Genomic DNA, 23,944 nt, shown 5'->3' on the forward strand with positions numbered 1-23,944 from the left:
CGGCGAGCGGAGGTTCCTCGTCGTCCCGGCATGTGGGCGCTTCGTTCGAGGCCCGTATAGGTTTTTACCATGAGTTGTAACATCTGAGAAACATGCCCGCACATTTGAGCGATGCTACAGTCTCTGTGTCCCACTGCGCCAATCCGATGGAGGAGCCCCATGAGCGAGGTCGAACGCCGCATGGCCCTCGTCGCAACGCGGCACTATCTCGATGGCTTGTCTCGCATAGAAATCGCAGATGAGCTCGGAATTTCCCGGTTTGCCGTCGCGCGCCTGCTCGAGCAAGCGCGCGAACGGGGAATCGTGCGATTCGAGATCGCTTCACCCGACGAACTCGACCTCGGGCTCTCCGCTCAGTTGCGCGCAGCCTTCCAACTTCGACACGCAATTGTTGTACACGCACCCGGTGGCGCGGAGGACACGTTGAAGCGGCGTCTCGGTACCGCCGCGGCGCGACTCGTCGAAGAGGTGATGACGCCCGGCGAGGTGCTCGGCCTGGCCGCAGGCCGCACCTTGCGCCAGATGGTGATGGCGTTCCAGTCGCTCCCGCCCGTCGATGTCGTCCAGTTGGAGGGCGTCGCCGCAGGTTTGCAGGAGAGCGGCGTCGAACTCGTGCGGCACGCCGCGAGGGTATCCGGCGGCACCCCGCACGCGCTGCTCGCTCCGCTCCTGACACGCAGTGACGAGACCGCCGAGCTGCTCCGCGACGAGCCCGCTGCTCGCGAGACGTTCGCCCGATTCTCAGAGGTCACCACCGCGGTCGTCGGCATCGGAAGTTGGAATCCGGAGGATTCGCAGGTCTCGATGCTCGCGGGGCAGCTCGGGATCCGCGAATCGCTCCTCGACACCGGCGTGCGCGCCGACCTCGGCGCCGTACTGCTCGACATCGACGGTGCGGTAGTCGAGAATGCTGTGGGACGGAGCGTCGGCATCGACGCCCCGGGGCTCCGCAACGTCCCCCATGTGCTCGCCGTCGCCGGCGGGCCGCTGAAATTCGTTGCGGTGCGCGCGGCGCTCCGCAGCGGGCTCATCCACTCGCTCGCATGCGATGCGAGCACCGCCCAGGCACTGCTCGCAGATGCCTCACGTACCGACCCGCACCGAAGGAGCGATTCATGAAGTTCGAAGACCTGCAGGGCCGCACAGCTGTCGTCACCGGCGGCGGACGCGGCCTCGGCTACTCGCTCGCGGAGGCGCTCGCGGGGCAGGGTGCGAATGTCGCACTGCTCGATGTGCTCCCCGACGTCGACGCGACGGCTGTCGCTCTCGGCGAGCGATTCGGCGTGCAGGCAGTCGGCATCCACACCGACGTCACCGACCCCGAGCAGATCAGCGCGGCGTTCGACCGGATCGGCGCTGCCGTCGGCACCCCCCAGATTCTGCTCACGGCCGCCGGCATCACCCTGCTCGAAGCCGCCGTCGATATCGACCCGGCACAGTGGCGCCGAGTGCAGTCGATCAACGTCGACGGAACCTTCTTCGTGGCCCAGGAGTTCGCGCGACGGGTCCTGGCCGAGGGACTCGCGGGCTCTGCGATCCTCGTCTCGTCGATGTCCGCGAAGATCGTCAACGTGCCGCAGCAGCAGACGGCGTACAACACGTCGAAGGCCGCCGTGGACCACCTCACGAAGTCGCTCGCCGTGGAGTGGGCCGCTGCAGGTATTCGCGTCAACGCCATCTCCCCGGGCTACTTCCTCTCCGACATGACGAAGCAGTTCACCGAGAGCAACCCGGAGCTCGCCGCCGAGTGGACGTCGCGCATTCCGATCGGCCGCATGGGCGACCCCAGTGACCTGCATGGGCTCGTCGCCTACCTCGCATCCGACGCGTCCTCCTACCTCACCGCCCAGTCGATCGTCATCGACGGCGGATACACCGCGCTGTGAAGCACGCGACGACCGGGGCGCCGCGCGCGCTCGTCTTCGGCGAGGCGCTCGTCGACGTCATCGACGGCGCCGCGTTTCCCGGGGGTTCGCCTCTGAACGTCGCCGTCGGCCTGAGCCGGCTCGGCGTTGCCACGACGCTGGCCACCCGGTTCGGCGACGACGCGCACGGCGCGCAGATCGCCGATCATCTGCGCGCCTCCGACGTCTCGTTCGCCGAGCCCGTACCAGGCGCGGAGACCTCTCGTGCCGAGGTGACGCTCGACGCCACCGGGCAGGCGCAGTACCGCTTCGTGCTCGACTCGGAACTCCCGACGACTCCGCTCGACGGCATCGGCCTCGTGCACACGGGCTCGCTCGGCGCGGTGCTGACACCCGGCGCTGCCACCGTCGCGGCCGCATTCGACGATCCAGGATCGCGGCTGCGCAGCTACGACCCGAACATCCGCCCCGATCTCATGAAGGATCACGGCGCGACGCTCGACCAGGTCGAGGGCCTCGCCGCGCGGAGCCACATCGTGAAGATGAGTGATGAAGATGCGGAATGGCTCTACCCCGGGCAGGACCTCGATGCAGTGCTCGCACGCATGGTCGCTCTCGGCGCGTCCCTCGCCGTCGTCACGCGTGGTGCGGCCGGTTGCATCGCACGGTTCGCCGACAGCCGCGCCGCTGCCCCCGCGGATCGAGTGGCGGTGGTCGACACGGTCGGCGCAGGCGATTCGTTCATGGCCGCGCTCCTCGCGGCCGTGCTCGACGGTCCGCTCGCCGCTTCCCTGCTCGCGGGTGATCCGCCCGCACCGCACGACGTCGAGCACGCGCTGCAGTTCGCCGCACGAGCGGCGGGCATCACCGCCTCTCGCGCTGGTGCCAATCCGCCGTGGACGCGCGAACTCGCAGGCGAGGCGCATGCAGAGCCCGCCACATTTCCAGCCACTTCATAGCAAACCATCAGAGACTGGGTGCATGAACACTCAGCCAAAAGGACCCCGGATTCTCATCGTCGATGACGAGCCCAGCATCCGCGAGCTGCTCAGCACGAGCCTCCGCTTCGCCGGGTTCGGCGTTCGCGCGGTCGGCAACGGCGCGCAGACGATCTCAGCGGTGCTCGAGGAGGAACCCGACCTCATCGTGCTCGACGTGATGCTGCCCGACATGAACGGCTTCAGCGTGACCAAGCGCCTGCGATCCGCGGGCTACACCGCGCCGATCATCTTCCTCACCGCAAAGGATGACACGGAGGACAAGGTCGAAGGCCTCACGGTCGGCGGCGACGACTACGTCACGAAGCCATTCAGCCTCGACGAGATCATCGCCCGCATCAAGGCCGTGCTGCGCCGCACGATCCAGGAAGACGAGGATTCGGTGCTCAGCGTCGGCCCCATCACGATGGATCAGGACACGCACGAAGTGACCGTGCAGGGCGCGTCGGTCGAGCTCTCCCCCACCGAGTTCAAGCTGCTCCGCTACCTCATGCAGAACGCGAACCGAGTGCTCTCGAAGGCTCAGATCCTCGACCACGTCTGGGAGTACGACTTCAACGGCGATGCCGGCATCGTCGAGTCCTACATCTCGTACCTGCGACGCAAGCTCGATCCGCTGACCGAAGAGTCGCTGATCCAGACGAAGCGCGGCTTCGGGTACATGCTGAAGACCGAAGTCAAGTAGCGTGGCTCGGCCCAACTGGTCGGAGCGTTGGGCCGACGTCTCGCTGCGGGCGAAGATCACCGGCGTCACGGTCTTCATCCTGTTCCTCGGGCTCATCGTGGCGGGCGTCGGCACCCTCGCTGTGCTCCACCCCATGCTCACTGCGAATCAGACGCAGGCGCTCGAACGCCTCCGCGAGAATCCGACGCCGGCGCTGCGCCCCTACGCGAACTTCAACGGACTGACGCCCGAAGACATTACGCAGGCGCCCAGCGGGTACTACGTCGCGTTGCTCGACGCCGACGGCAACGTGATTCGCGACAACACGCGAGATCAAGATCGAAAAACGCTGCCCCAGGTCACGGGCATCACGCTCGACGACGTCATGTCGCAGTACGAGTCCGCACTCGTCGGACTGCGCGCTGCCGACGGCGTCAAATGGAACGCGATCGTCAAACCGATCTATCAGGAGGGGCAGGCTGCTGGCACGCTGCTCATCGCCTCTTCCACGGCACCGGTCACCCAGACGGTTGCGCAGTACATCATCATCTTCACCGGGTTCGGCATCGCCGTCATCCTGCTCGGCGCCGCACTCACCCGACTGCTCGTCACTGCCACCTTCCTTCCACTCGCGGAGGTCGAGCGCACGGCGCTCGAGATCGCACGCGGCGATTATTCCAAGCGCATCATGATCTCGAGTCCCCATACCGAGGTGGGGCACCTGGGCCAGTCGCTGAACATCATGCTCGATCGTCTCGACGGGTCACTGGAAGACCAGGCGCGCACGATCGAGCGCATGCGCCGGTTCATCGGGGATGCGAGCCACGAACTCCGCACCCCGCTCGTCTCGGTGCGCGGGTACGCCGAGCTCTATCGGATGGGTGCGTTGCAGGAGGAGGAGAACGTCGCCCAGGCGATGGAGCGCATCGAGAAAGAGGCGATCCGCATGACCTCGCTCGTCGAGGATCTGCTGGCGCTCGCCCGCCTCGATGAACGGCGGCCGCTCGCGCTTGCGACGCTTCCGCTCAACAAGCTCGCCACCGACGCGGCGCTCGATGCGCGGGCACAAGCGCCTGACCGCGAGGTCGCCGTGATCACGGATCCCGCGGAGCCCGCGGTCATCGGTGACGAGCACAAGGTGCGGCAGCTCATGACCAACCTGCTCGGCAATGCCATGCGGCACACACCGGACGGCGGCCCGATCGAGCTCGTCGTCTCCAGCCCCGAACCTGCGCCCGGTGCGAAGTCGTTCACGCGTTTCGAGATCGTCGACCACGGCGAGGGCGTTCCTGAGCAGATCCGGGACAAGATCTTCGGCCGCTTCTGGCGCGCGGACACCTCCCGCAATCGTGAGACCGGCGGTTCCGGCCTGGGCCTCGCCATCGTGAAGTCCATCGTCGACGCGCACGGCGGCACGGTCAGCGTGCATGAGACGCCCGGCGGCGGGGCGACCTTCCGGGTCGATCTGCCAAGCGCGGAGGCCTCCGACGACACGGTCCCGGTACCGCGTCTCACCTGACCCGCTTCCGCGCTCGCAGCCGCGGGTGCTTCCACGTGCGCCTAGTGCGGTCGCCCGCCTCTTACGGCCGTGCGCCTCGAGCAGCCGCGCGTCCAGCAATGGATCCCGAGTGGTGCGGAGCGTATCCTCCGTACCGGCTCCGCTCTGCCCAGGACCGCCGGCGCGATGACGTTCGGTCCGTATGCTCATAGCTCCATCGTGGTCGCTGTCTGCATCGGTCTCCCGTTCGAGGAGCGCGTCTGCAAGCAATACGGCGAAATGACCGAGAGCCACAGCACCTGTGAGCGAATGACGCCCTGCGCGGTGCCGACCCCGTGGCGCAGCGATCGCCGCACCCAACATCTCTGTTGCGCTCGCGCAGTGGATTCCGTGTGGCGCAGTGCGCGATTTCAAGATGCGTCCGCTGGTGACCGGACCCCCGCGACACGCGAACAGGGGCCGCGTCCGAAGACGCGACCCCTGTTCGGGTATCTCTGTTGGAGGCTGAGGACTTAGAAGTCCATGCCACCGGTCGGATCGCCGGCGGGAGCGGCGGATGCCGGCTCCGGCTTGTCGGCGACGACGGCCTCGGTGGTGAGGAAGAGCCCTGCGATCGACGCTGCGTTCTGCAGTGCCGAGCGGGTGACCTTCGCCGGGTCCAGGATGCCCTGGGCCACCAGGTCGCCGTACTCGCCGGTTGCGGCGTTCAGGCCGTGACCGATCGGCAGGTTCGCGACGCGATCCGCCACAACACCCGGCTCGAGACCTGCGTTGAGCGCGATCTGACGCAGCGGCGCCTCGATAGCGGTCTGCACGATCTTCGCGCCGACAGCCTCGTCACCCGAGAGCTCGAGGCCCTCGAAGACGTCCTTGCCGGCCTGGATGAGCGCGACGCCACCGCCGGGGAGCACGCCCTCGTCGACTGCAGCCTTCGCGTTGCGCACTGCGTCTTCGATGCGGTGCTTGCGCTCCTTGAGCTCGACCTCGGTCGCAGCGCCCGCCTTGATGACGGCGACGCCGCCCGCGAGCTTCGCGAGGCGCTCCTGCAGCTTCTCGCGATCGTAGTCGCTGTCGGTGTTCTCGATCTCGCGACGGATCTGCGTGACGCGACCCTGAATGGCTTCGTCGTCGCCGCCGCCCTGGACGATGGTGGTCTCGTCCTTGGTGATGATGACCTTGCGAGCGGTACCCAGCATGTCGAGGGTCGCGTTCTCGAGCTTGAGGCCGACCTCTTCCGAGATGACCTGGCCGCCGGTGAGGATCGCGATGTCCTGCAGCATCGCCTTGCGGCGATCGCCGAAGCCCGGAGCCTTGACGGCCGCCGACTTGAAGATGCCGCGGATCTTGTTGAGCACGAGGGTTGCGAGAGCTTCGCCCTCGACGTCCTCGGCGAGGATGAGCAGCTGCTTGCCCGACTGGATCACCGGATCGACGACGGGGAGCAGGTCCTTGATGTTCGAGACCTTGCTGTTCACGATGAGGATGTAGGGATCCTCGAACACGGCTTCCTGGCGATCGGTGTCGGTGACGAAGTACGCAGACAGGTAGCCCTTGTCGAAGCGCATGCCCTCGGTGAGTTCCAGCTCGGTGCCGAAGGTGTTCGACTCCTCGACGGTGACGACGCCTTCCTTGCCCACCTTGTCGATGGCCTCGGCGATGAGCTGACCGATCTGCTCGTCAGCTGCCGAGATCGATGCGGTAGCCGCGATCTGGTCGGTGGTCTCGATCTCCTGAGCGTTCTCGAGGAGCTTGGCCGACACTGCCGCGACGGCCTTCTCGATGCCCTTCTTGATCGCGATCGGATCGCTGCCGGCCGAGACGTTGCGCAGACCCTCGCGCACGAGTGCCTGTGCGAGCACGGTAGCGGTCGTCGTGCCGTCGCCTGCGACGTCGTCGGTCTTCTTCGCGACCTCCTTGACGAGCTCGGCGCCGATGCGCTCGTAGGGATCGTCGAGTTCGATCTCCTTGGCGATGGAGACGCCGTCGTTGGTGATCGTGGGGGCGCCCCACTTCTTCTCCAGCACGACGTTGCGGCCGCGGGGGCCGAGCGTCACCTTCACAGCGTCAGCGAGCGTGTTGAGACCCCGCTCGAGTCCACGACGCGCTTCCTCGTTAAACGCAATGATCTTTGCCATGTATTTGCCCCTCCGGAGGTGTTTCGATGTGGTGAGCATCGTGCCGACGCATAGCGCCGTCGCACGAATGTTTAGCACTCAGTCGGATCGACTGCTAACACTCATTTTGGCACTCTGACCGGGCGAGTGCAAGCGTGTCTGCTCGCGCGCAGCGAACAACGCGGGAATGGTCCCCGCCCCGCAGGTCAGCCCGAGATCGAGCCGCCCACTGCGGGGTCGCTCGGCGGGATCGTCGCCGGGTCGGTGGGCAGACCGGTCGCCGGATCGATCGGGAAGCCCGTCGTCGGGTCGATGTCCCATCCGGTCGCCGGGTCGATGTCGAGACCCGTCGTCGGGTTGATCTGCAGACCCGTCTCGGGATTCGTCTCGGGTTCCGGTGCACCGTCGGCATCGGCATCGGCATCGGTCGCGTTATCGGCGGAGCCGTCGGTGATCTCAGCGGCCTCTTCGAGGCCCGGTCCCTTGTAGTCCGCGCCCAGAAGCACGACCAGACGCACTCCGTACGATTCGTACTCGGTCGACGTGTACGTCGAGACGCCGCCCAGCTTCTCGGCGAGGCCGGCGGCGGCGGCGGCATCGTCGGGGTTCGAGTAGAACACGGCGGAGATCGCGACATCGGTCGTCTCCGCGCTCCCCGAGAACTGAATCTTGCCCCACTGCTCGGTCGTGACGATCGCGTCGAGCGCCGCCGCGAGATTCTCCGTCGGGGTTCCATTGAGGATCGCGATCGTCGCCTCGGGATCGAGCTCTGCCTTGACGGTCGGCGCCGCTGAACCGGAGGAGTCCCCGGAGGAGGCGAGCGGCAGCTTGCCGGTGGCGCCGATGCTCTGCACGGCGAGGATGCCGGCGGTCGTGAGCAGGGCGAACCCGAGCAGACCGGCGATCAGGTACTGCCAGACGTATCGTGGGCGCGCGGTGACGCGGTGCGCTCCGATCCGACCCGTGTGATGCACGCGGTCGAATCGATCCTCGGGGTATGACTGACGGGCCGAGGGACTCTTCGTCCCTGCTTCGGTCGGTCGCGCCACGCGGTACCCCTTCAGATGTCGCCGATATGCAGCAGAACTTGCGCACTGCGAGATTCTGCCACACTACCGTGGCAGACCTGCCAGAACGGTGACAGGATCAGCGTTCTCGTCGCGGAATGACGATCGGTCTCCCGGTGTCGGGATCCTGCAGTACGCGCACGGGGGCCCCGTACACCTCGGCGATGCGGGCTTCGGTGAGCACCTCCCCCGGGGCGCCGCGGGCGACGAGCGCGCCATTGGCGAGGATGGCGACTTCGTCGGCGTACGCCCCGGCGAGCGACAGATCGTGCAGCACGACGATGACGGCTCTGCCGCGTTCGGCGAGCCCCCGTGCGATCTGCAGCACCGCCTCCTGGTGCTTCAGGTCGAGGGCTGCGGTCGGCTCATCCAGGAGCACGATCCGTGTCTCCTGGGCGAGCACGCGCGCCAGAGAGACTCGCGCTTTCTCACCGCCGGAGAGATGCGGAAATCCGCGCTGGGTCAGATGCCCGACGTCGGCCGCGGTCGTCGCATCGCGAATGGCTCGTTCGTCATCGTCTGCGTCCGGTGTCCCGATCCAGGGTGCGCGCCCCATGTCGATCACCTGCTGAGCGGTGAACGAGAACGCGACCTGATTGGCCTGCAGCAGTACCGCGCGGGCACGTGCGAGGTCGCGGGCCGGCCAGCTTCCGAGACCCCGCCCGTCGAGAGCCACCGAACCGCTCGACGGAACGATGTCGCCAGAGAGCACGCTGAGCAGGGTCGACTTCCCGGCACCGTTCGGGCCGACGAGGGCGAGCACTTCGCCGTATCGCACCGCCATCGTGACGTCGGTCAAGATCGGGACGGAACCGACGTGATAGCTCACGCCGTCCACCTGCTGGGCGACTGCGCCGGCTTGCTGCGAGACGGCGGGCTCCTCGACATTCATGCCCAGCCTCCCGAGCGACGACGGTTGCGACGGATGAGCCAGAAGAAGAACGGACCGCCGACGAGCGATGTCAGCATGCCGATGGGCAGATCCGCGCCGTCGACCAGTGTGCGTGCCAGGAGATCGGCGTAGATCAGCAGCACGGCTCCGCCCAGCAGTGAGCAGATGAGCAGCAGGCGGTGCGCGGGACCGAGGATCATGCGCATGAGGTGGGGCACGACGAGGCCGACGAACGAGATGACGCCGACGAAGGCCACGCCGACGCCGGTCAGCAGCGCGACGAGCACGATCGACACGATGCGCAGTCGCTCGACACGCACCCCGAGGTGCGCTGCAGTGCGGTCCCCGAGCGAGAGGAGATCGTATTGCTGGGCGAACAGGATCGCGATGCAGGCGGCGACCGCGGCGACGACCGCCACGATACCGACTTCGTTCCACCTGGATCCGTTGAGCGAGCCGAGCTGCCAGAAGACGATCTGCTCGCGACTGGCGGTGTCTCCGATGAAGGTGAACAGCGCGAGGCCTGCACCGGCGAACGCGTTGATGGCAACGCCGGTGAGCAGCAGCGTGACGATCTCGGTGCGACCCTGCGCGCGTGCCGTCAGGTACACGATGAACGTCGCTGCGAGGCCGCCGAGGAAGGCGAAGATCGCGATCGTCCACCCGCCGAACGCGGTGATGCCGAGCGTGATCGACGCCGATGCGCCGAGCGCCGCACCTGACGAGACGCCGACCACACCGGGCTCGGCGAGCGGGTTCCCGAAGATCGCCTGCATGACGGCGCCGGCGACCGCCAGTGCGGCGCCGACGAGCAAGGACATCATGACGCGCGGGAAGCGGATCTGCCACAGCGTACGGTCCAGCAGCTCGTCGGTGGGAGCCCAGGAGTTGGCGATGCCGATCCGTCGCAGCACCGACCCGACGACCTCTGTCGGCCCGATCGAGAGCTGACCGAGCCCTGCCGAGAGGATGATGCCGACGATCACCAGGATCACGGCAGCGGTGATGACGATGGCACCGCGGCCTGCACTGCGGCGGCCGAGGGTACTCGGTGTGGCGTTCGTCACGTGATGCTTTCTCTGCGCTGGTGAGTACCGCTGCGACCCGGGGCCCCGGGGCCGGCACGATCACCTATTGTATCGGCGTTCGCCGCGCCGGAGCGCGGCAGCTACTGACCTTCCGGCGCGTAGATGGCGCGCGCGAGCGCGTCGAGAATCTCGGCGGATCGCGGGCCGAACGAGAGCACCGTGCCGTCCTCCATGTCGACGAAGCGGCGGTGCTCGCCGGCGGTGGTCACGGCGATCGCGGGCTTCTCCTCGAGCAGCCCGTCGACGCCGCCGACCGATTCGATGCCGTGCGACATGACGAGAATGAGGTCTGGGTTCGCTTTTACGAGCGCCTCGTCGGTCATCGGTTTCATGCCGTCCCAGCCCATGTCGGTGGCGACGTCGACCCCGCCGACCGCCTCGATGAGCTGATCGGCCCCTGATTCCTTGCCGAAGAGGTAGTAGACGCCCGCCGATCCGCGAAGGTACACGAATGCGATGCGCAGCTTGTCGGCGGGGGTGCCGGGTGCGATCTCCGCGATCTCCGCGATCTTTGCCTCGACTTCGCTCGCGATGCGCTCGGCCAGCTGCTCGCCGGCTTCGGGGCTGCCGTAGATCGCGGCGACTTGACGGGCGAGCTCCTCGGCTCCCTCGAACGACGGGTCGTTCTCGACGAAGACGACCTGGATGCCGACATCCTGCAATTGCTCGATGACGTCTCGCGGACCCACAGACCCGTCGGTCACCACGACGTCCGGATGCAGGTCGATGATCGCCTCGGCGTTCACCGTGTGTCCCCCGCTCGTGACGCGAGGAAGGTCGGCCAGACTCTCGAGCGTGGTCGACTGGTCGACGCCGACGAGGCTGTCGGCGAATCCGAGCCCTGCGATCGTCACGGAGATGTTGCCGCCGAGATCGGCCGCCACCACCTTGTCGGCCCGTTCGACCGTGACATCCGTGCTGGAGCCGTCGGTCGCGAACGAGGGTACGGTCGCCGGCAGCGACTGCACCGGATTCTCAGCCACGGGCTCGATGGTGGAGTGCTGCAGCACCGCCGTCGACGGGCCGACGTAGGCCTTGGGATCTTCGAGGGTCGCGAGCTCGGCGAGCGGTGTCGTCGACGCCGCGGCGGGCGCATCAGTGCCGGTCGAATCCGACGGAGCAGCACAGCCGGCGAGCAGCAGAGCCCCTGCGAGGAGGGCCGCGAAGCCGGCGGCGACGCGGTGGCGCATCACCGAGTCTCCCCGGAAGGACGATGGTCAGCTCCCGTGTCGGATGCCGGCTCGGACGGCTGCGCGGGATCCGGGGCCGGCGTCGTCGCCGCCTTGCCCTTGCGCCCTGCGAGCAGCATGCCTCCGGTCACTCCGATCACCAGGATCGCGATGCCTCCGATGATGATCGGGAGCCACGGGATCGCAGCGGGCGACGCCGCGGGCGCGGCAGTCTCGGCGGCGTCGGGGGCGGGGAGGATCTCCTCGGAGGCCCCATCCGAATCGGAGGGAGCCGCGTCGGCGCCGGCTGCACCGGCATCTGCGCAGCCGGCGAACTGCAGGTCGAGATCGACCGGATCGAGCTCTGCGCCCGCTTCGTAGAAGCCCGCGAACGCTTTGGCGCCCGTGTTCGTGAGGGTCGTCGAGAGCGCGTCAGCGACGAGCGCGTCGTCGGAGATGGGCAGCTGATCCGGCACGATCACGTCGCCGACCCACTCCTGCTGGGTGTCGATCGCGACCTCGCCCTCCATGTCGGTGCTCCGCGCGTCGAGCAGCAGAGCCGCTTTGCCGTCGCCCTCGAATTCGAGGGTCGGGTTCGCGATGGTCAGGTCGAGCACCCCGTCATGGCCGGTGAAATGCACGGTTCCCGTGAATGAGACGCTTCCCTCGCCCGTCTCCGTGTCGATGCTGCCGGTCCCACCGCCCCACGTGAACTGGGGCGTCTCGTACGTCGCACCGTCGCTCGCCTCCCACGATCCGTTCGCAATGCTGCCGCTGATGTACGCGCGGAAGCTCTCTTTGACGCCCCACGACAGCTCGCCGCCCGTGATCTCGCACACGCCTGCTTCGCCTTCGGCGCGAACCGGTTGCTGCGCCTGCGCCGCAGTGGGAGCGAGCAGCAGCCCGCCGATGATCGCAGCGCCTGCGAGCAGTGCGCCGGAGCGGCGGATTCGGGCGTTCACTGATGAACCTCCTGGAGATCGTGGGGTGGGACGGGAATGGGAGGATCGCTAGGCCGAGTTACGGCGCTGGCGAATCGTGAGGAGCGTCATGCAGGCAGCGATCGCTGCGAGCCCGGCCGCACTCGCCCACCACTCCCAGAGTGCCATGCCGCCGGCAGGAATGATCGCCGCTGAGGTGACGCGATCCTCGGCGACTGCGCCGGAGAGCGCCTCGGTTTCGACGTCAGCCGAACGCGCCGACTTCTTCTTCTTCGGCTCGACGATGTCGATGACGGCGCCGGCATTCGTGCTGCCCTGGATGGTGATGGTGTGCGTGCCGCGCACGTCCTTCGGGAGCGTGCCCGACCAGCGCACGACGCCGTTCTTGTCAGCGGTCGCGGCATCGTCGAGCACGATCGGATCGGAGTAGAGCACGACCAGCACGCCCTCATCGTCGGGGTCGAAGCCCGACGCCTCGATCTCGATGCGCCCGCCCGGTGTGAGTTTCTCGGCGTCGGTGAGCACGGTCACACCGGTCGTCGCCGGGGGCGTATCGGCTGCGGTGTACTGCTTCTTCTCGCTGCCGGCCGCGGTGGCGCCGAAGCTGACCCGGGACTCTGCGCCCACGGTGAAAGTGAGGGGATCGAGCCCGATCGACTGGCTGCCACTGCCCCCGGCGCCCCCGCTGCTCAGCGTGCCCAGAACCGGCACATTGCTCCAGGTGACCTCTCCGCCTGCACCGACCGACTTGCTGCCGCTCGCGAGATCGAGCTGGTAGGTGCCGGAGCCGAACGACGTCGAGTTGCCGGTGCTGAGAGTCGCGCTCGCAGGGCCCGAGACGGTGATCGAGGGGTTGGAGACGTTGTACATGGTCATGCCGTAGCCCGTGAAGGCGACCGAACCGCTGTAGCTCACCGTGCCGGTCTGGCTCGCTCGATCCCAGCTCGAGCTCGCCGCCTGCGGGAAGAGGTAGCCGGCGCCGACGCCGTTCGTCTCGATGCTCCCCTTCGCGCAGTGCGCGTATCCGTACGCCTCCTTGTTGGTGCACGTCGTGTACGCGGCGAAGGCGTTCGACACGCTCCACGAGAGGGATCCGGCCGCGGCGCCGTCGGTCGGCGCCGGGGCACCCGGGGTGGTTGCCGTCTTCGGTGAACTGACCACGGTGACCTGTAATGGCGAAGAAACCGATCGCCCATATTTCTTGCTCTTCGGCGTGAAGGTGGCGGTCACCGCGTGGATTCCAACGGGCAACTGAACCGGCGCTGACGCCGCACCTCCGCGAACGGGCGTTGCGGTGCCGATCTGCGCACCGCCGGATGAGAATCGCACGTCTCCGGCCACATTGCGCGGCGTTATCCGTGTCGTGAGCGTCACTTCTGAACCCTCGCTCACCTTGCCGTCCGAGGCCGTGAGGGAAATCGCTGTGGGCTCAACTCCTGTGACCGCCGACTCCGTGTTGACCGAGACGGTGACGGGGTCCACTGCGTCCCCAGGCTGGTAAAAACCGCCAAATGCGTCGGCTGCGCCAACCTTCGTGAGGGTGACTGGCGCATTTTTCCAGGTCGTCGTCTTGCCCGAGACCGTCGCTGCAGGGAACTGGATGTCGGCAACGTGCACCTTCTTCTGTGTGAAAAATTGGGTGCTGACCGTATCCATGCCATCGAACTTGCGGCTCTTGACATCCAGGTAGAGCTTGCCTGCGCCGTTCTCTGAAACCTCAATCTGCGGATTCGTAAAACGCAGGTCAAGGGCGTATCCGCCCGGCATGGGGTGCGATTGGAAGTGCACTCCGTTCGCCGCGCCAAGAGCGACCTTTGCGGCAGAGGCGTCGGACTTCACCGATCCGGTGCCTCCGTTCCAAACGAATTCTCCCTTGGCCGTGGGCTGCGTCGTAGCGCCCAGCAGCGTGCTGCGTCCCTTGAAACTTCCATAGTTATAGATGTAGTTGCGGAACGAAGCCTTCACGCCCCAGGTGAGTTGCGCAGAAGTGATATCGAGGTCGACAATTTTCGGCGTTACAGTGATCTGCACCGTTTGAGCCTGAGCATTTGTGAATTTCTCACCGTCGGTCGCCGTGAATGATGCCTCTACAGAGTGCGTACCGACGGGCAACTTCGTCGACAGCTTCGCAATCCCCCGGTCGATTCTGAGCGGATCACCATGCGGTTTGCCATCGACCGCGAACTGCACGTCACCCAAGGCCTCCGCAGGGTCCAAGGTCGCGGTGAGCGAGATAGAGCTTCCTTCGACGACTGACCTGCGGTCAACCATGAGTGCCAACGTGGTTTGCTCGGGCGACGCCGCGGGTGTTTCGTCAGGGACAACGGGCGACGCCGGATCGGCTACCGGCACCGGCGCGTCGGCTACAGTGAACCGTCCCAGTGATTCGCCCGGGCTCCAGGAGCTTCCGAGTGCAGCTGCGCCCTCGTCACTCAGTGTCACCATCTCCGTCGTCCAACGCCTAGTCTCTGCGCCACCGCTGCGCGACACCGCAAACTCTGCGAGCTCCACGTCATGCGCCTTTACTTGCGATGCTGCACGTGAGGAAAGGTCGACAATCAACTTCGCAGTCGCGCCGTCCCCCGATGCAACTCGGAGGCGCTCAATGTCAACTTCGGAGCCCAGCTCAGGCTGCCCGAGACGCACGCCTTGGGTCTCGACGAATGCGAGGTCGAATGCTCCTGTCGATTCAGTGACAGAGCCAGCTCCCTCGTTCCAGACGAGGCGCGACGGATTCCCGGACCCTGCGACCTTTCCGTCGGACGTCGCGCTCCAACCGAAGTCCCCTGAAACCCCCTCGAATTCCCATACGAGTGAAGCGAACGTCATCGATTCCTCGACGGGCCCGACACCAGGCTCCGAGTCAGAGGCGACGGCCTCCGGGTCACGGTCCGCGGACGAAGCATCGATGGGGTCCGACGCGCCGGCGACCGGCTCGTCGGCATCGGACTCGCTTCCAACCTCCGCATTGGCTGTACCGCCCAAGCTTTGCGACTCCGAGGCATCTGGGGTCTCACTCGAACCGAGCCGCCCCGCATCGCCTTCTGCTTCCTCAAGGGTCGTCGTGGGTCTTCCTGTTGCCGACGCGGACACGGGAGGAATTTCCGCGTCCGATTCTGCCGATGCAGCTGTTGCGGCGAAAGGGCTCCCCATTGCCACTGCAATAGCGAGCACGATCGTGGAGGCCTGGAGCAGGCGCGTGCGTGCAGACACAAAGATCCTTTGGACGAAACAACGACGAGGGAGGCGGCGTCTGCATCCGGTGTAAACGGATGCATCAGACAGAGGTGAGGGTGACCTAAGTTCAAAATCCAGTCTGCCTGCATACGTCAGATGATGCAAGTTTCGGGAGGACACGAACGGGCGGACACCGCGAATGCGATGCCCGCCCGTTCGTTACCCGGTACGAGTTAGTGATCCGCGCGATACAGGAACGCCGCCATCGCCTCTCGCGTCACATTGCTCTTGGCCGCGTAAGTACGCGTGCCGTTGGGCTGCTTGATACCCGTCGAAAGCCCACTCTGCGACATCCAGGCGATCTCCTTGTAGAACTTGTCGCCGGCCTTCACGTCAGTGAATGGGGAGGCCTTCGGAGTCGCAGGCTTCGCGTTCTTATCAAGGCGGTACATGAACGCCGCCATTGCCTCACGAGTGATGCCCGCCTTCGCCAGGTAAGCGGGCTTGCCACTCGCCTGCTTCACTCCCGTCGAGGTTTTACTCGCGTACATCCACGAGATCTCCTTATAGAACTTGTCACCCGGCTTGATGTCCGAGAAATACGAGGTCTTCGGTGCCTTGTAGCTCGAATCTCCATACTGGCGGAAGAGGAACGCCGCCATCGCCTCTCGGGTAACGTTATTCTTCGGCTGGTACTGGTAGGTACCGTTCGGCTGTCGTACGCCTGTCGAGATTCCTTCCGACGCCATCCACGAGATTTCCTTGTAGAACTTCGCCCCCTTCTTTACGTCAGTGAAGGTAGGTGTTGGCTTTGGAGTAGGCGGAGTGGTGACGGGGAAGACCGCGTCCCACTGACCCGAGGTCACTCGCAACGTACCCATGGCGTACACGGTGTCGGCGGTCGGATTCGTGTGAGCCTGCCATGCGGCGAACTGATAAGTCTTCTTCCGATCCAGCTTTGCTTTCGGCAGCGTCAACGTACCCGATGCGGCATTATTCGTGAATTTCGATGCAGTGAGCCAATCCGCCGCGACTCCCATGCTCTCCTGACCAAGTTGACTGAGCTGCCCATTCTCAAACACGGAGATGTAAGCGCCGACCGGCGAATCGACATTGGCGAGGTCGAACTTGACCTTCAGGCCCTCCTTCGTGGCGCTCGTGACTGCCGCTTTCACCGTGGGTACGGCCTCGGGCTGAGCAGGGAACACCGCGTCCCACTGATCACTCGAGACCGAGATGTCGCCGAGCGCGTAGATGTTCGCCGGAGTGGCCGCAGAGTGCAACTTCCAGACGAGTACTTCGTACTGCTTATTTCGGTCGAGCTTCTCAGTAGGAGCATTCAACGTAAAGCTCGAGCTTCCGTTGGAAACAGCGGGGAACGGAACCGCGAACGCAATCGTCGGGCTACTCGGGTCCTCGAGCGCAGCCGCAGTCCCCTTTTCGATCACGGCGGCGTACGCACTCGTCACATCGGACGGAAGCCCCGACGCTTCGACCGCAATCGAGAGACCGGTCTCAGCGGAAGCTCCGTTAATACTCGAGGTGACTACCGGGGTAGCGGCCGGAGCTGCAAACGAAACGGGCGTGTACGTTTCAAATGGTGCATACTTCGCGCCGCCGCCCGGGTAGGTATACACACCGAACCGGCCTCCGGTGGCGAGAGCCGAAACATCTTCCTGCTTGATCGTCAGTTGCGTTTCGAATGTGCCGTCGGCCCTGAGCTCGATGGCACCCGCATCCGCGCCGCCGATCGTCTCCATGTCCTCAGCGTTGACAGCCCACTTCGTCTCATAGGTCTTCCGCGCACTCCCGGCTGCTCCCAATGAGGGCTGCCAGGTCTCCGCGAAATATCCGAACGCCACGTAAGTTCCGGTGAACTTATTCGCGAGCGGTGGACGCGTGCCTGAAGTGGCCGGCGCACTCGGCAGGAAGCCCGAGCCCGAAACCGTCACCGTTTCACCCTCCGGATTCACGTCAGCAGTCTTCGACACAGTCACGGTCGGAACCTCGTCAGCCGCGTTGGCCACGGCAGGCGCAATCGCCAGGCCGCTGGCGACGAGCAGCCCCGTCGTCGCCGTGGCGAGCAGGCGCCGCCACTTCATCTGTGCAGTCATGAAGATTGCACTCCTTTTCTCTTCGGATTCGGCCGCCGCGCGAGCAGCAGCCCGCTCATCGGACTGAACTGAGGTTCCCCTAACCTGCAGCACCAGCAATAGTCTGACGATTTTCATCTGACCTTGCAACTCCCACCTCTGATTCGGCGCGCTCCCAGGTGCCGCACACGTACGCGACGCGGCTTCGCGCCCGGCGAACGCCGCACCCTGCGGCTGCTCACGCCACCGGCGTACACTGGGCGAGCCAATCCACGACACCGGAGGTCGCCATGAGCAAGCCCATCGATTCGGCCGACTACCCGTTCCAGCTCAGCGAGAGCGAATGGCGCGAACGACTCGCACCGGAGGAGTACGCCGTGCTGCGCAACCAGGGAACGGAGCGCGCGGGTACCGGGGAGCTGCTGGACGAAGAACGAGACGGCCTGTACCGGTGCCGTGCCTGCGGCAACGAGCTGTTCATCGCTGGCACGAAGTTCGACTCGGGCTGCGGCTGGCCGAGCTTCTACGAGAGCGTACGGCCCGGTGCCGTCGAACTCCTCGACGACACGAGTCTCGGCATGGTGCGCACCGAAGTGCGCTGCGCCCAGTGCGGGTCGCACCTCGGGCACGTGTTCCCCGACGGCTTCGGCACTCCGACCGGCGACCGCTACTGCATGAACTCGCTCTCGTTGAGCTTCGAACCCGGCGCACGCCCCTCTGACGCATGACCGCGCACGGCGGCCCGGCGTACCGCGCACTCAAACGTCGTCGGTCCCATTCGAAGGTGACCGACGCGGCGCCCAGCCGTGAGGAGCTCGAGGAGTACGTGGCCGTCATGGCGAGCGTCTCAGATCATTCCCGCATGCGGCCGTGGCGCATCATCGAGCTGCGCGGCAAGGACCGCAAGAAGCTCGCGAAAGGTCTGGCGAAGGCTTCGGGTGAGGATCGCGGCAAGCACATCGCCAAGATGACGCGAGCACCGCTCGTCCTCGTCATCGTGGTCAGCCCCGGCAACACGAGCAAGGTGCCGTTGTGGGAGCAGGAGGCTGTGGCGAGCGGCGTGACGCACTTCCTGGGACTTCTCCTGCATGAGTCCGGGTGGGGATCCATCTGGAAGAGTGGCACGCACACCCGCAGCAAGGCCGTGCGCAAGGCCCTCGGCGTGCAGAAGCCGGAGTATCTGCTCGGCTGGCTCCTCGTCGGCGGCATCCCCGAGCGCGACCGCGGTGAGAAGCCCCGTAAGCCTCTGGATCTATCGCGGCACCTCTCCGGCCCGGGCTAGTGCGGCAGCCCCCGTCTCCGGGAGGGGAGCGCCGCGACGACGACCGCGAGCAGCGCCACAGCCGACCCGGCGATCATGCCCTGCGTCAGGCCTCCGGCGAGCGGCGCCCCCGCCTCGAAAGCGACGGAGGCCAGCGGTTGCCCCGCGACGTTCGACATGCTGAGCAGCAGCACCCCGGCAGTGCGCACGAGCATTGCGGCCACGGCGATGAACAGCGTTCCGATGATGCCGCCCAGGTAGAAGTAGGGAGCTGAAGGCCAGTTCGTCGGCCATCCGTTCATGGCTACCGACACCGCCGCGATGATCGCGAGGATCGCCGTGCCCACGACGAAGTTCACGAATGTCGAGGCAACCGCGCTCTGAGCGGCCGCCCGCACGAGCCCGTTCACCATGGATTGCGCTGAGACGCACACCCCGATGATCACCGGGAACACGATCAGCCATGCGCCGTGCACCCCGCTGAACCCGACGGACAGAGCGACCGCGACGATCGCCAGCACGGTGCCGGTGACCCGCATGGGCGTCGGATCGATGCGGCCTCCCGGCCCCAAGCCGGCGCGATCCAGCACCAGGCCGCCGAGCACTTGGCCGGCGACGATGCCAACGGTGAACAGCGCGAGTCCCATCGTCGGGGCGATCAGCCCCTGCGCCAGCACGAAGAAGGCGCCTCCGGCCCCGCCGAAGAGGGTCCACACGGGGAGCGAGCCCGAGCGCACCTCGCCGCGCAGCCGGGTGAGGCCGGTTCGGCCGCGACGCGTTGCGAGCACCGCGACGCACATGACGATGAGCCCGGAGCCGAACGACGCTGCAGCCGTGACGTATCCGTTGCCGAGTTCTTGGCTCAACCCGCCGTTGATGCGCGATTGCACGGCGACGAGGACGCCCGCGAGCCCCGACCCGAGGAGGGCGGCCCAGATGGGGAACTTGGAATGCGGCACTCCCCCAACCTTACTCCGGCTGACCGGCTCGCTCGCGGAATCCCCACCCCTGCGCCGAACCCCCATCGAGCCGACGGAGCCTGCAACATCGGAGTCGGTTCGCAAGCCGACTCGCGGCGCAGTGAGCGAAGCGAATGGAGCCGCCTGTCGGACTCGCTCGCCGCACACCACGGCAACGCGTCGGCGTTGCGTGCGGCGAGCCGATGGAGCCTGCGACATCGGAGTCGGTTCGCAAACCGACTCGCGGCGCAGTGAGCGAAGCGAATGGAGCCGCCTGTCGGACTCGAACCGACCACCTGCGCTTTACAAGGGCGCTGCTCTACCAGATGAGCTAAGGCGGCATGGGGGCGGACGATTGCTCGACCGCCCCGACTATCTTACTCGGAGTCGGCCGACTCGTCGTCAGCCGATGCGTCGTTCGACGAACCGTTCTGCTCGAGCTCGCCCTTCACCTTCAACAGGTACGACTCGAGATCGCCGTCGCGACTCTGACTCCACTGCTGACCGTTGACGATCACGGTCGGCGTGCTGACCAGTCGTTGCGGCTCGTCAGCATTCTGGGGCGTGACGCCGTCGGCGCCGAGCAGCTGGGCTCCCTTTGCGAGGCCCTGCATGCCCACTTCGCTGACCTGCTTGTAGTTCGCGGAGATGAAGCTCGCGAAGGTGCGATCCTTCACGCACTGGCGCAGCTCCGTCGTCGCTTCCGCACCGGCGGCTTCCGCCTGCTCGATGAGCTGGGCGTCCGTGAGGCCGGTGGTGCTCTCAGCCGGCTGAACCTCGGCGCTGAGCAGCGCGTTGTTCAGCTTGAAGGCGTGGTCGGGCTGCTGGTCGACGACGCAGGCGAACAGGTTCGCCGCTCGGGTGGAGTACTTCGAGCCGAGCGATGCGTTGTCGAGGAAGTTGAGCGGGTACACCGTGAGCTCGACATCACCCGCACCGACGTAGTTCTCGAGCATCGTGCCGTACTGCTGCTCGAACTGACCGCAGAAGGGGCACATGTAGTCGGAGTAGACCGTGACCTCGACCGGGAGCTCATCGAAGTTCGCCTCGGGAGCGACGCGTTCGTCACCGGGCTGCAGAGCGGGGCCGGTGACGACCTTCAGATCCTTGCCGAAGACGGCGCCGCCCGACGCCATGTTCTCGGGGCCGGGGCCTGCCGGTTTGATCGACTGCGTCAGCACGAGCGCGATGATCGCGAGCACGGCGATCACGCCGACGGCGATACCGCCCTGCAGGAAGAGGCGGTTCCGCTTCTCGCGCTTCTTCTCCTGCTCGCGCGCAGCGGCGGCCTCGACGCGCGCCTGGGCGCGCCGCTCATTCTTCGTGGGACGTGGATTCGTCTCGTTTGCCATGGAAGTTCTCTCAGTCGGTCCGCCGGAGCGGATCACGGGTCAAATCGGTAGGCACGGTCGCCTTACTTGTTCTTCGAGGAACGGCGGTCGGCGCGATTGGTCGCCCCGTTGCCGGACTGCTGCCCGAACGCGCCGCGTGCCTGACCCTGCTGGGCGGGCTTGCCTGCTGCGCTCTTCGGCGGCTCGGCTCCGCTGACCGCGGGAGCCCCGTCTTCGTCGGGTGCGCTGTAGCTGAGCTTCGACTGATCCGTTGCCTGCTCGGCCTCGAGCCCACCGCCTTCGAGATGGACGTGATCTTGCGGGCCCTCTGCCGGACGAACCTTGACCTCGAGGTTGTAGAGCAGCCCCATGGACTCCTCCTTGATCTGCCCCATCATGCCCTCGAAGAGGGTGAAGCCTTCACGCTGGTACTCCACGAGCGGGTCGCGCTGCGCCATCGCGCGCAGTCCGATGCCCTCCTTGAGGTATTCCATCTCGTAGAGGTGATCGCGCCAGCGGCGATCGATCGTGGCGAGCACGACGCGGCGTTCGAGCTCGCGCATGGCCTCCGCACCGAGCGTCTCTTCACGCTTGGCGTACGCGACCTCGGCGTCGGAGAGAATCTCCCGGCGCAGGAACGCGCGATCGACGCGGCGGGCGCCTCCGGCCTCGGCGACGAGCTCATCGACCGTGAGTCCTACCGGATACACCTGGCGCAGATCGTTGAAGAGCGCGTCGAAGTCCCAGTCGCCGTCGTGGCCGTGCGAGTCGAGGATCGCGTCGATCGTCTGCTGGCGGAAGGTGTCGATGCGCGGCTCGATCTCTTCGCCGTCGAGGATCTGCTGACGATCGCTGTAGATCGCCTTGCGCTGGCGGTCGAGCACGTCATCGTATTTCAGCACGTTCTTGCGGATCTCCGCATTGCGCTGCTCGACCTGGCTCTGAGCGCTCTGAATGGCGCGCGAGACGACCTTCGACTCGATGGCGAGGTCGTCGGGGAAGCTGTCGCGGTTCATCAGCGCGGCAGCGGCGCCCGAGTTGAACAGCCGCATCAGATCGTCGCCCAGTGAGAGGTAGAAGCGGCTCTCGCCTGGGTCGCCCTGACGGCCGGAGCGGCCGCGCAGCTGGTTGTCGATACGGCGCGACTCGTGGCGCTCGGTGCCGAGCACGTACAGGCCTCCCACCTCGATGACCTTCTGGGCTTCGCCGTTGACGGTCTCCTTGACCGCTGCGAACACGTCGTCCCACGCAGCCTCGTAGGCATCGGGATCGTCTTCGGTGGAGAGTCCGCGAGCCGCCATCTCCTGGACTGCGAGGAACTCGGCGTTTCCGCCGAGCATGATGTCGGTGCCGCGACCGGCCATGTTCGTGGCGACGGTCACCGACCCGAGGCGACCCGCCTGGGCGATGATCGCGGCCTCGCGAGCGTGGTTCTTCGCGTTCAGCACCTCGTGGCGCACGCCGGCCTTCGCGAGGAGGCGCGACAGGTACTCGCTCTTCTCGACGCTCGTCGTGCCGACGAGCACCGGCTGGCCCTTCTCGTACCGCTCGGCGATATCGACGACGACCTGCGCGAACTTCGATTCCTCGTTCTTGTAGACGAGGTCCGGTTGATCCTTGCGCTGCATCGAGCGGTTGGTCGGGATCGGCACGACGCCGAGGCCGTAGGTCGACATGAACTCGCTCGCCTCGGTTTCGGCGGTACCGGTCATGCCGGAGAGCTTCTCGTACAGACGGAAGTAGTTCTGCAGCGTCACCGTGGCGAGCATCTGGTTCTCGGCCTTGACCTGAACGCCTTCTTTGGCCTCGATGGCCTGGTGCATGCCCTCGTTGTACCGGCGCCCCGCCAGGATGCGCCCGGTGTGCTCGTCGACGATGAGCACCTCGCCGTTCAGCACGACGTAGTCCTTGTCGCGGGTGAACAGCGCACTCGCCTTGATCGCATTGTTCAGGAACGAGATCAGCGGTGTGTTCACGGACTCGTAGAGGTTCGTGATGCCGAGGTGATCCTCGACCTTCTCGATACCGGGTTCGAGTACACCGACCGTGCGCTTCTTCTCGTCGACCTCGAAGTCGACGCCCGGCTCGAGCTTCCGCGCGATCCGGGCGAACTCGGCGAACCAGCGGTTGGCCTCGCCCGAGGCGGGACCGGAGATGATGAGCGGCGTGCGCGCCTCGTCGATGAGGATCGAGTCGACCTCGTCGATGATGGCGAAGAAGTGCCCGCGCTGCACGCGCTCCGAGGAGGCCGATGCCATGTTGTCGCGCAGGTAGTCGAACCCGAATTCGTTGTTCGTGCCGTACGTCACGTCGGCGTTGTACTGCTCGCGACGCGTCGCCGGGTCCTGGCCCGAGACGATGCACCCGGTCGTGAGCCCGAGCGCGCGGAACACGCGGCCCATGAGTTCGCTCTGGTACGTCGCGAGGTAGTCGTTCACGGTGACGATGTGCACGCCCTTGCCCGCGATGGCGTTGAGGTAGGCGGGCATCGTCGCCACCAGGGTCTTGCCCTCGCCGGTCTTCATCTCGGAGATGTTGCCGTGGTGGAGATTCGCTCCACCCATGATCTGCACCGGGAAGGGATTCAGACCGATGGTGCGCTTCGCAGCTTCGCGCACCGCCGCGAATGCTTCGGGGAGCAGGTCGTCGAGCGTCTCGCCCTTTTCGAGCCGCTCGCGGAACTCCGTGGTCTCCTCGCGCAGCTCCTCATCGCTCAACTCCGCGAAGGTGCCTTCCAGATTCGCCACGAGCTTCGCCTGCCGCTCGAGCTTCTTCAGGATGCGCCCTTCGCCGACGCGAAGAAGCTTCTCGAGAACTGTCGCCACGT

General features: G+C 66.1%; 18 protein-coding genes and 1 tRNA gene. 7 read left to right on the plus strand and 12 right to left on the minus strand.

What is annotated here, in order from left to right:
* Positions 1-159 precede the first annotated feature (159 nt).
* The 5 genes from JE033_RS05645 to JE033_RS05665 are packed head-to-tail and all read left to right on the plus strand — an operon-like array spanning position 160 to position 5,046.
* Positions 160-1,119, plus strand: a complete 960-nt coding sequence (locus JE033_RS05645; RefSeq protein ID WP_200330007.1) for a sugar-binding transcriptional regulator — start codon at positions 160-162, stop codon at positions 1,117-1,119.
* Entirely contained in the window at positions 1,116-1,886 is a 771-nt protein-coding gene (locus JE033_RS05650; protein ID WP_200330009.1) for an SDR family oxidoreductase, read from the plus strand. The genes JE033_RS05645 and JE033_RS05650 overlap by 4 nt, the downstream gene beginning before the upstream one ends.
* Positions 1,883-2,824, plus strand: coding sequence for a carbohydrate kinase (locus tag JE033_RS05655; protein ID WP_370567904.1), 942 nt, complete (start codon positions 1,883-1,885; stop codon positions 2,822-2,824). Before JE033_RS05650 ends, JE033_RS05655 begins: the two co-directional genes overlap by 4 nt.
* A gap of 22 nt (positions 2,825-2,846) precedes the next feature.
* Positions 2,847-3,548 carry a response regulator transcription factor gene (locus JE033_RS05660; protein WP_010156155.1) on the plus strand — a complete coding sequence of 234 codons (702 nt, stop codon included), beginning with the start codon at positions 2,847-2,849 and terminating at the stop codon, positions 3,546-3,548.
* Position 3,549: 1 nt separating this feature from the next.
* Positions 3,550-5,046 carry a HAMP domain-containing sensor histidine kinase gene (locus JE033_RS05665; RefSeq protein WP_090146813.1) on the plus strand — a complete coding sequence of 499 codons (1,497 nt, stop codon included), beginning with the start codon at positions 3,550-3,552 and terminating at the stop codon, positions 5,044-5,046.
* Positions 5,047-5,537: 491 nt separating this feature from the next.
* On the opposite strand, the gene groL is transcribed toward JE033_RS05665, so the two are convergent.
* The 8 genes from groL to JE033_RS05705 all read right to left on the minus strand — a co-directional run bounded on the left by groL (position 5,538) and on the right by JE033_RS05705 (position 17,587).
* Positions 5,538-7,160, minus strand: a complete 1,623-nt coding sequence (gene groL, locus JE033_RS05670; protein ID WP_090146809.1) for a chaperonin GroEL — start codon at positions 7,158-7,160, stop codon at positions 5,538-5,540.
* A 185-nt stretch (positions 7,161-7,345) separates the two neighbouring features.
* The gene (locus JE033_RS05675; RefSeq protein WP_200330011.1) at positions 7,346-8,188 is read right to left on the minus strand and encodes a LytR C-terminal domain-containing protein; all 843 of its coding nucleotides are present in this window, start codon (positions 8,186-8,188) and stop codon (positions 7,346-7,348) included.
* Between the two features lie 97 nt (positions 8,189-8,285).
* Positions 8,286-9,098 (minus strand): heme ABC transporter ATP-binding protein, encoded by an 813-nt coding sequence (locus JE033_RS05680; protein WP_200330013.1) that lies wholly within the window; start codon positions 9,096-9,098, stop codon positions 8,286-8,288.
* Complete coding sequence (locus tag JE033_RS05685) at positions 9,095-10,165, minus strand: iron ABC transporter permease (RefSeq protein WP_200330015.1); 1,071 nt, start codon at positions 10,163-10,165, stop codon at positions 9,095-9,097. Before JE033_RS05685 ends, JE033_RS05680 begins: the two co-directional genes overlap by 4 nt.
* A 101-nt stretch (positions 10,166-10,266) precedes the next feature.
* Positions 10,267-11,376, minus strand: coding sequence for a hemin ABC transporter substrate-binding protein (locus tag JE033_RS05690; protein ID WP_200331058.1), 1,110 nt, complete (start codon positions 11,374-11,376; stop codon positions 10,267-10,269).
* Positions 11,376-12,317 carry an HtaA domain-containing protein gene (locus tag JE033_RS05695; protein ID WP_200330017.1) on the minus strand — a complete coding sequence of 314 codons (942 nt, stop codon included), beginning with the start codon at positions 12,315-12,317 and terminating at the stop codon, positions 11,376-11,378. Before JE033_RS05695 ends, JE033_RS05690 begins: the two co-directional genes overlap by 1 nt.
* Positions 12,318-12,365: 48 nt before the next feature.
* Positions 12,366-15,638: an HtaA domain-containing protein gene (locus JE033_RS05700; RefSeq protein ID WP_200330019.1), complete on the minus strand. Its 3,273-nt coding sequence runs from the start codon at positions 15,636-15,638 to the stop codon at positions 12,366-12,368.
* A gap of 68 nt (positions 15,639-15,706) precedes the next feature.
* Positions 15,707-17,587: an S-layer homology domain-containing protein gene (locus JE033_RS05705; RefSeq protein ID WP_200330021.1), complete on the minus strand. Its 1,881-nt coding sequence runs from the start codon at positions 17,585-17,587 to the stop codon at positions 15,707-15,709.
* Positions 17,588-17,856: 269 nt separating this feature from the next.
* Here JE033_RS05705 and msrB point away from each other — a divergent pair, with 269 nt between their 5' ends.
* Both msrB and JE033_RS05715 read left to right on the plus strand, forming a co-directional pair.
* Complete coding sequence (msrB, locus tag JE033_RS05710) at positions 17,857-18,294, plus strand: peptide-methionine (R)-S-oxide reductase MsrB (RefSeq protein WP_200330023.1); 438 nt, start codon at positions 17,857-17,859, stop codon at positions 18,292-18,294.
* Entirely contained in the window at positions 18,291-18,848 is a 558-nt protein-coding gene (locus JE033_RS05715; protein WP_090146788.1) for a nitroreductase family protein, read from the plus strand. The genes msrB and JE033_RS05715 overlap by 4 nt, the downstream gene beginning before the upstream one ends.
* Here the strand turns inward: JE033_RS05715 and JE033_RS05720 are convergent.
* The 4 genes from JE033_RS05720 to secA all read right to left on the minus strand — a co-directional run bounded on the left by JE033_RS05720 (position 18,845) and on the right by secA (position 23,942).
* Positions 18,845-19,786, minus strand: a complete 942-nt coding sequence (locus tag JE033_RS05720) for a DMT family transporter (protein WP_200330025.1) — start codon at positions 19,784-19,786, stop codon at positions 18,845-18,847. The genes JE033_RS05715 and JE033_RS05720 overlap by 4 nt on opposite strands.
* A gap of 265 nt (positions 19,787-20,051) precedes the next feature.
* Positions 20,052-20,127, minus strand: a tRNA-Thr gene (locus JE033_RS05725).
* 36 nt (positions 20,128-20,163) lie between these two features.
* Positions 20,164-21,138 (minus strand): thioredoxin domain-containing protein, encoded by a 975-nt coding sequence (locus tag JE033_RS05730; protein ID WP_200330027.1) that lies wholly within the window; start codon positions 21,136-21,138, stop codon positions 20,164-20,166.
* 62 nt (positions 21,139-21,200) lie between these two features.
* A complete protein-coding gene (gene secA, locus JE033_RS05735; RefSeq protein ID WP_200330029.1) occupies positions 21,201-23,942 on the minus strand; it encodes a preprotein translocase subunit SecA in 2,742 nt (913 codons plus the stop codon).
* Positions 23,943-23,944 lie beyond the last annotated feature (2 nt).

Origin of the sequence: Leucobacter sp. L43 (assembly GCF_016597785.1) — a bacterium.
Lineage (GTDB): Bacteria > Actinomycetota > Actinomycetes > Actinomycetales > Microbacteriaceae > Leucobacter > Leucobacter alluvii.

Bases quoted from the DNA above. Each gene is read 5' to 3' on its own strand.
- groL (WP_090146809.1), bottom strand. From the start codon at position 7,160: ATGGCAAAGATCATTGCGTTTAACGAGGAAGCGCGTCGTGGACTCGAG.
- JE033_RS05680 (WP_200330013.1), bottom strand. From the start codon at position 9,098: ATGAATGTCGAGGAGCCCGCCGTCTCGCAGCAAGCCGGCGCAGTCGCC.
- JE033_RS05715 (WP_090146788.1), top strand. From the start codon at position 18,291: ATGACCGCGCACGGCGGCCCGGCGTACCGCGCACTCAAACGTCGTCGG.
- JE033_RS05690 (WP_200331058.1), bottom strand. From the start codon at position 11,376: ATGCGCCACCGCGTCGCCGCCGGCTTCGCGGCCCTCCTCGCAGGGGCT.
- JE033_RS05650 (WP_200330009.1), top strand. From the start codon at position 1,116: ATGAAGTTCGAAGACCTGCAGGGCCGCACAGCTGTCGTCACCGGCGGC.
- JE033_RS05705 (WP_200330021.1), bottom strand. From the start codon at position 17,587: ATGACTGCACAGATGAAGTGGCGGCGCCTGCTCGCCACGGCGACGACG.
- msrB (WP_200330023.1), top strand. From the start codon at position 17,857: ATGAGCAAGCCCATCGATTCGGCCGACTACCCGTTCCAGCTCAGCGAG.
- JE033_RS05730 (WP_200330027.1), bottom strand. From the start codon at position 21,138: ATGGCAAACGAGACGAATCCACGTCCCACGAAGAATGAGCGGCGCGCC.
- JE033_RS05645 (WP_200330007.1), top strand. From the start codon at position 160: ATGAGCGAGGTCGAACGCCGCATGGCCCTCGTCGCAACGCGGCACTAT.
- JE033_RS05660 (WP_010156155.1), top strand. From the start codon at position 2,847: ATGAACACTCAGCCAAAAGGACCCCGGATTCTCATCGTCGATGACGAG.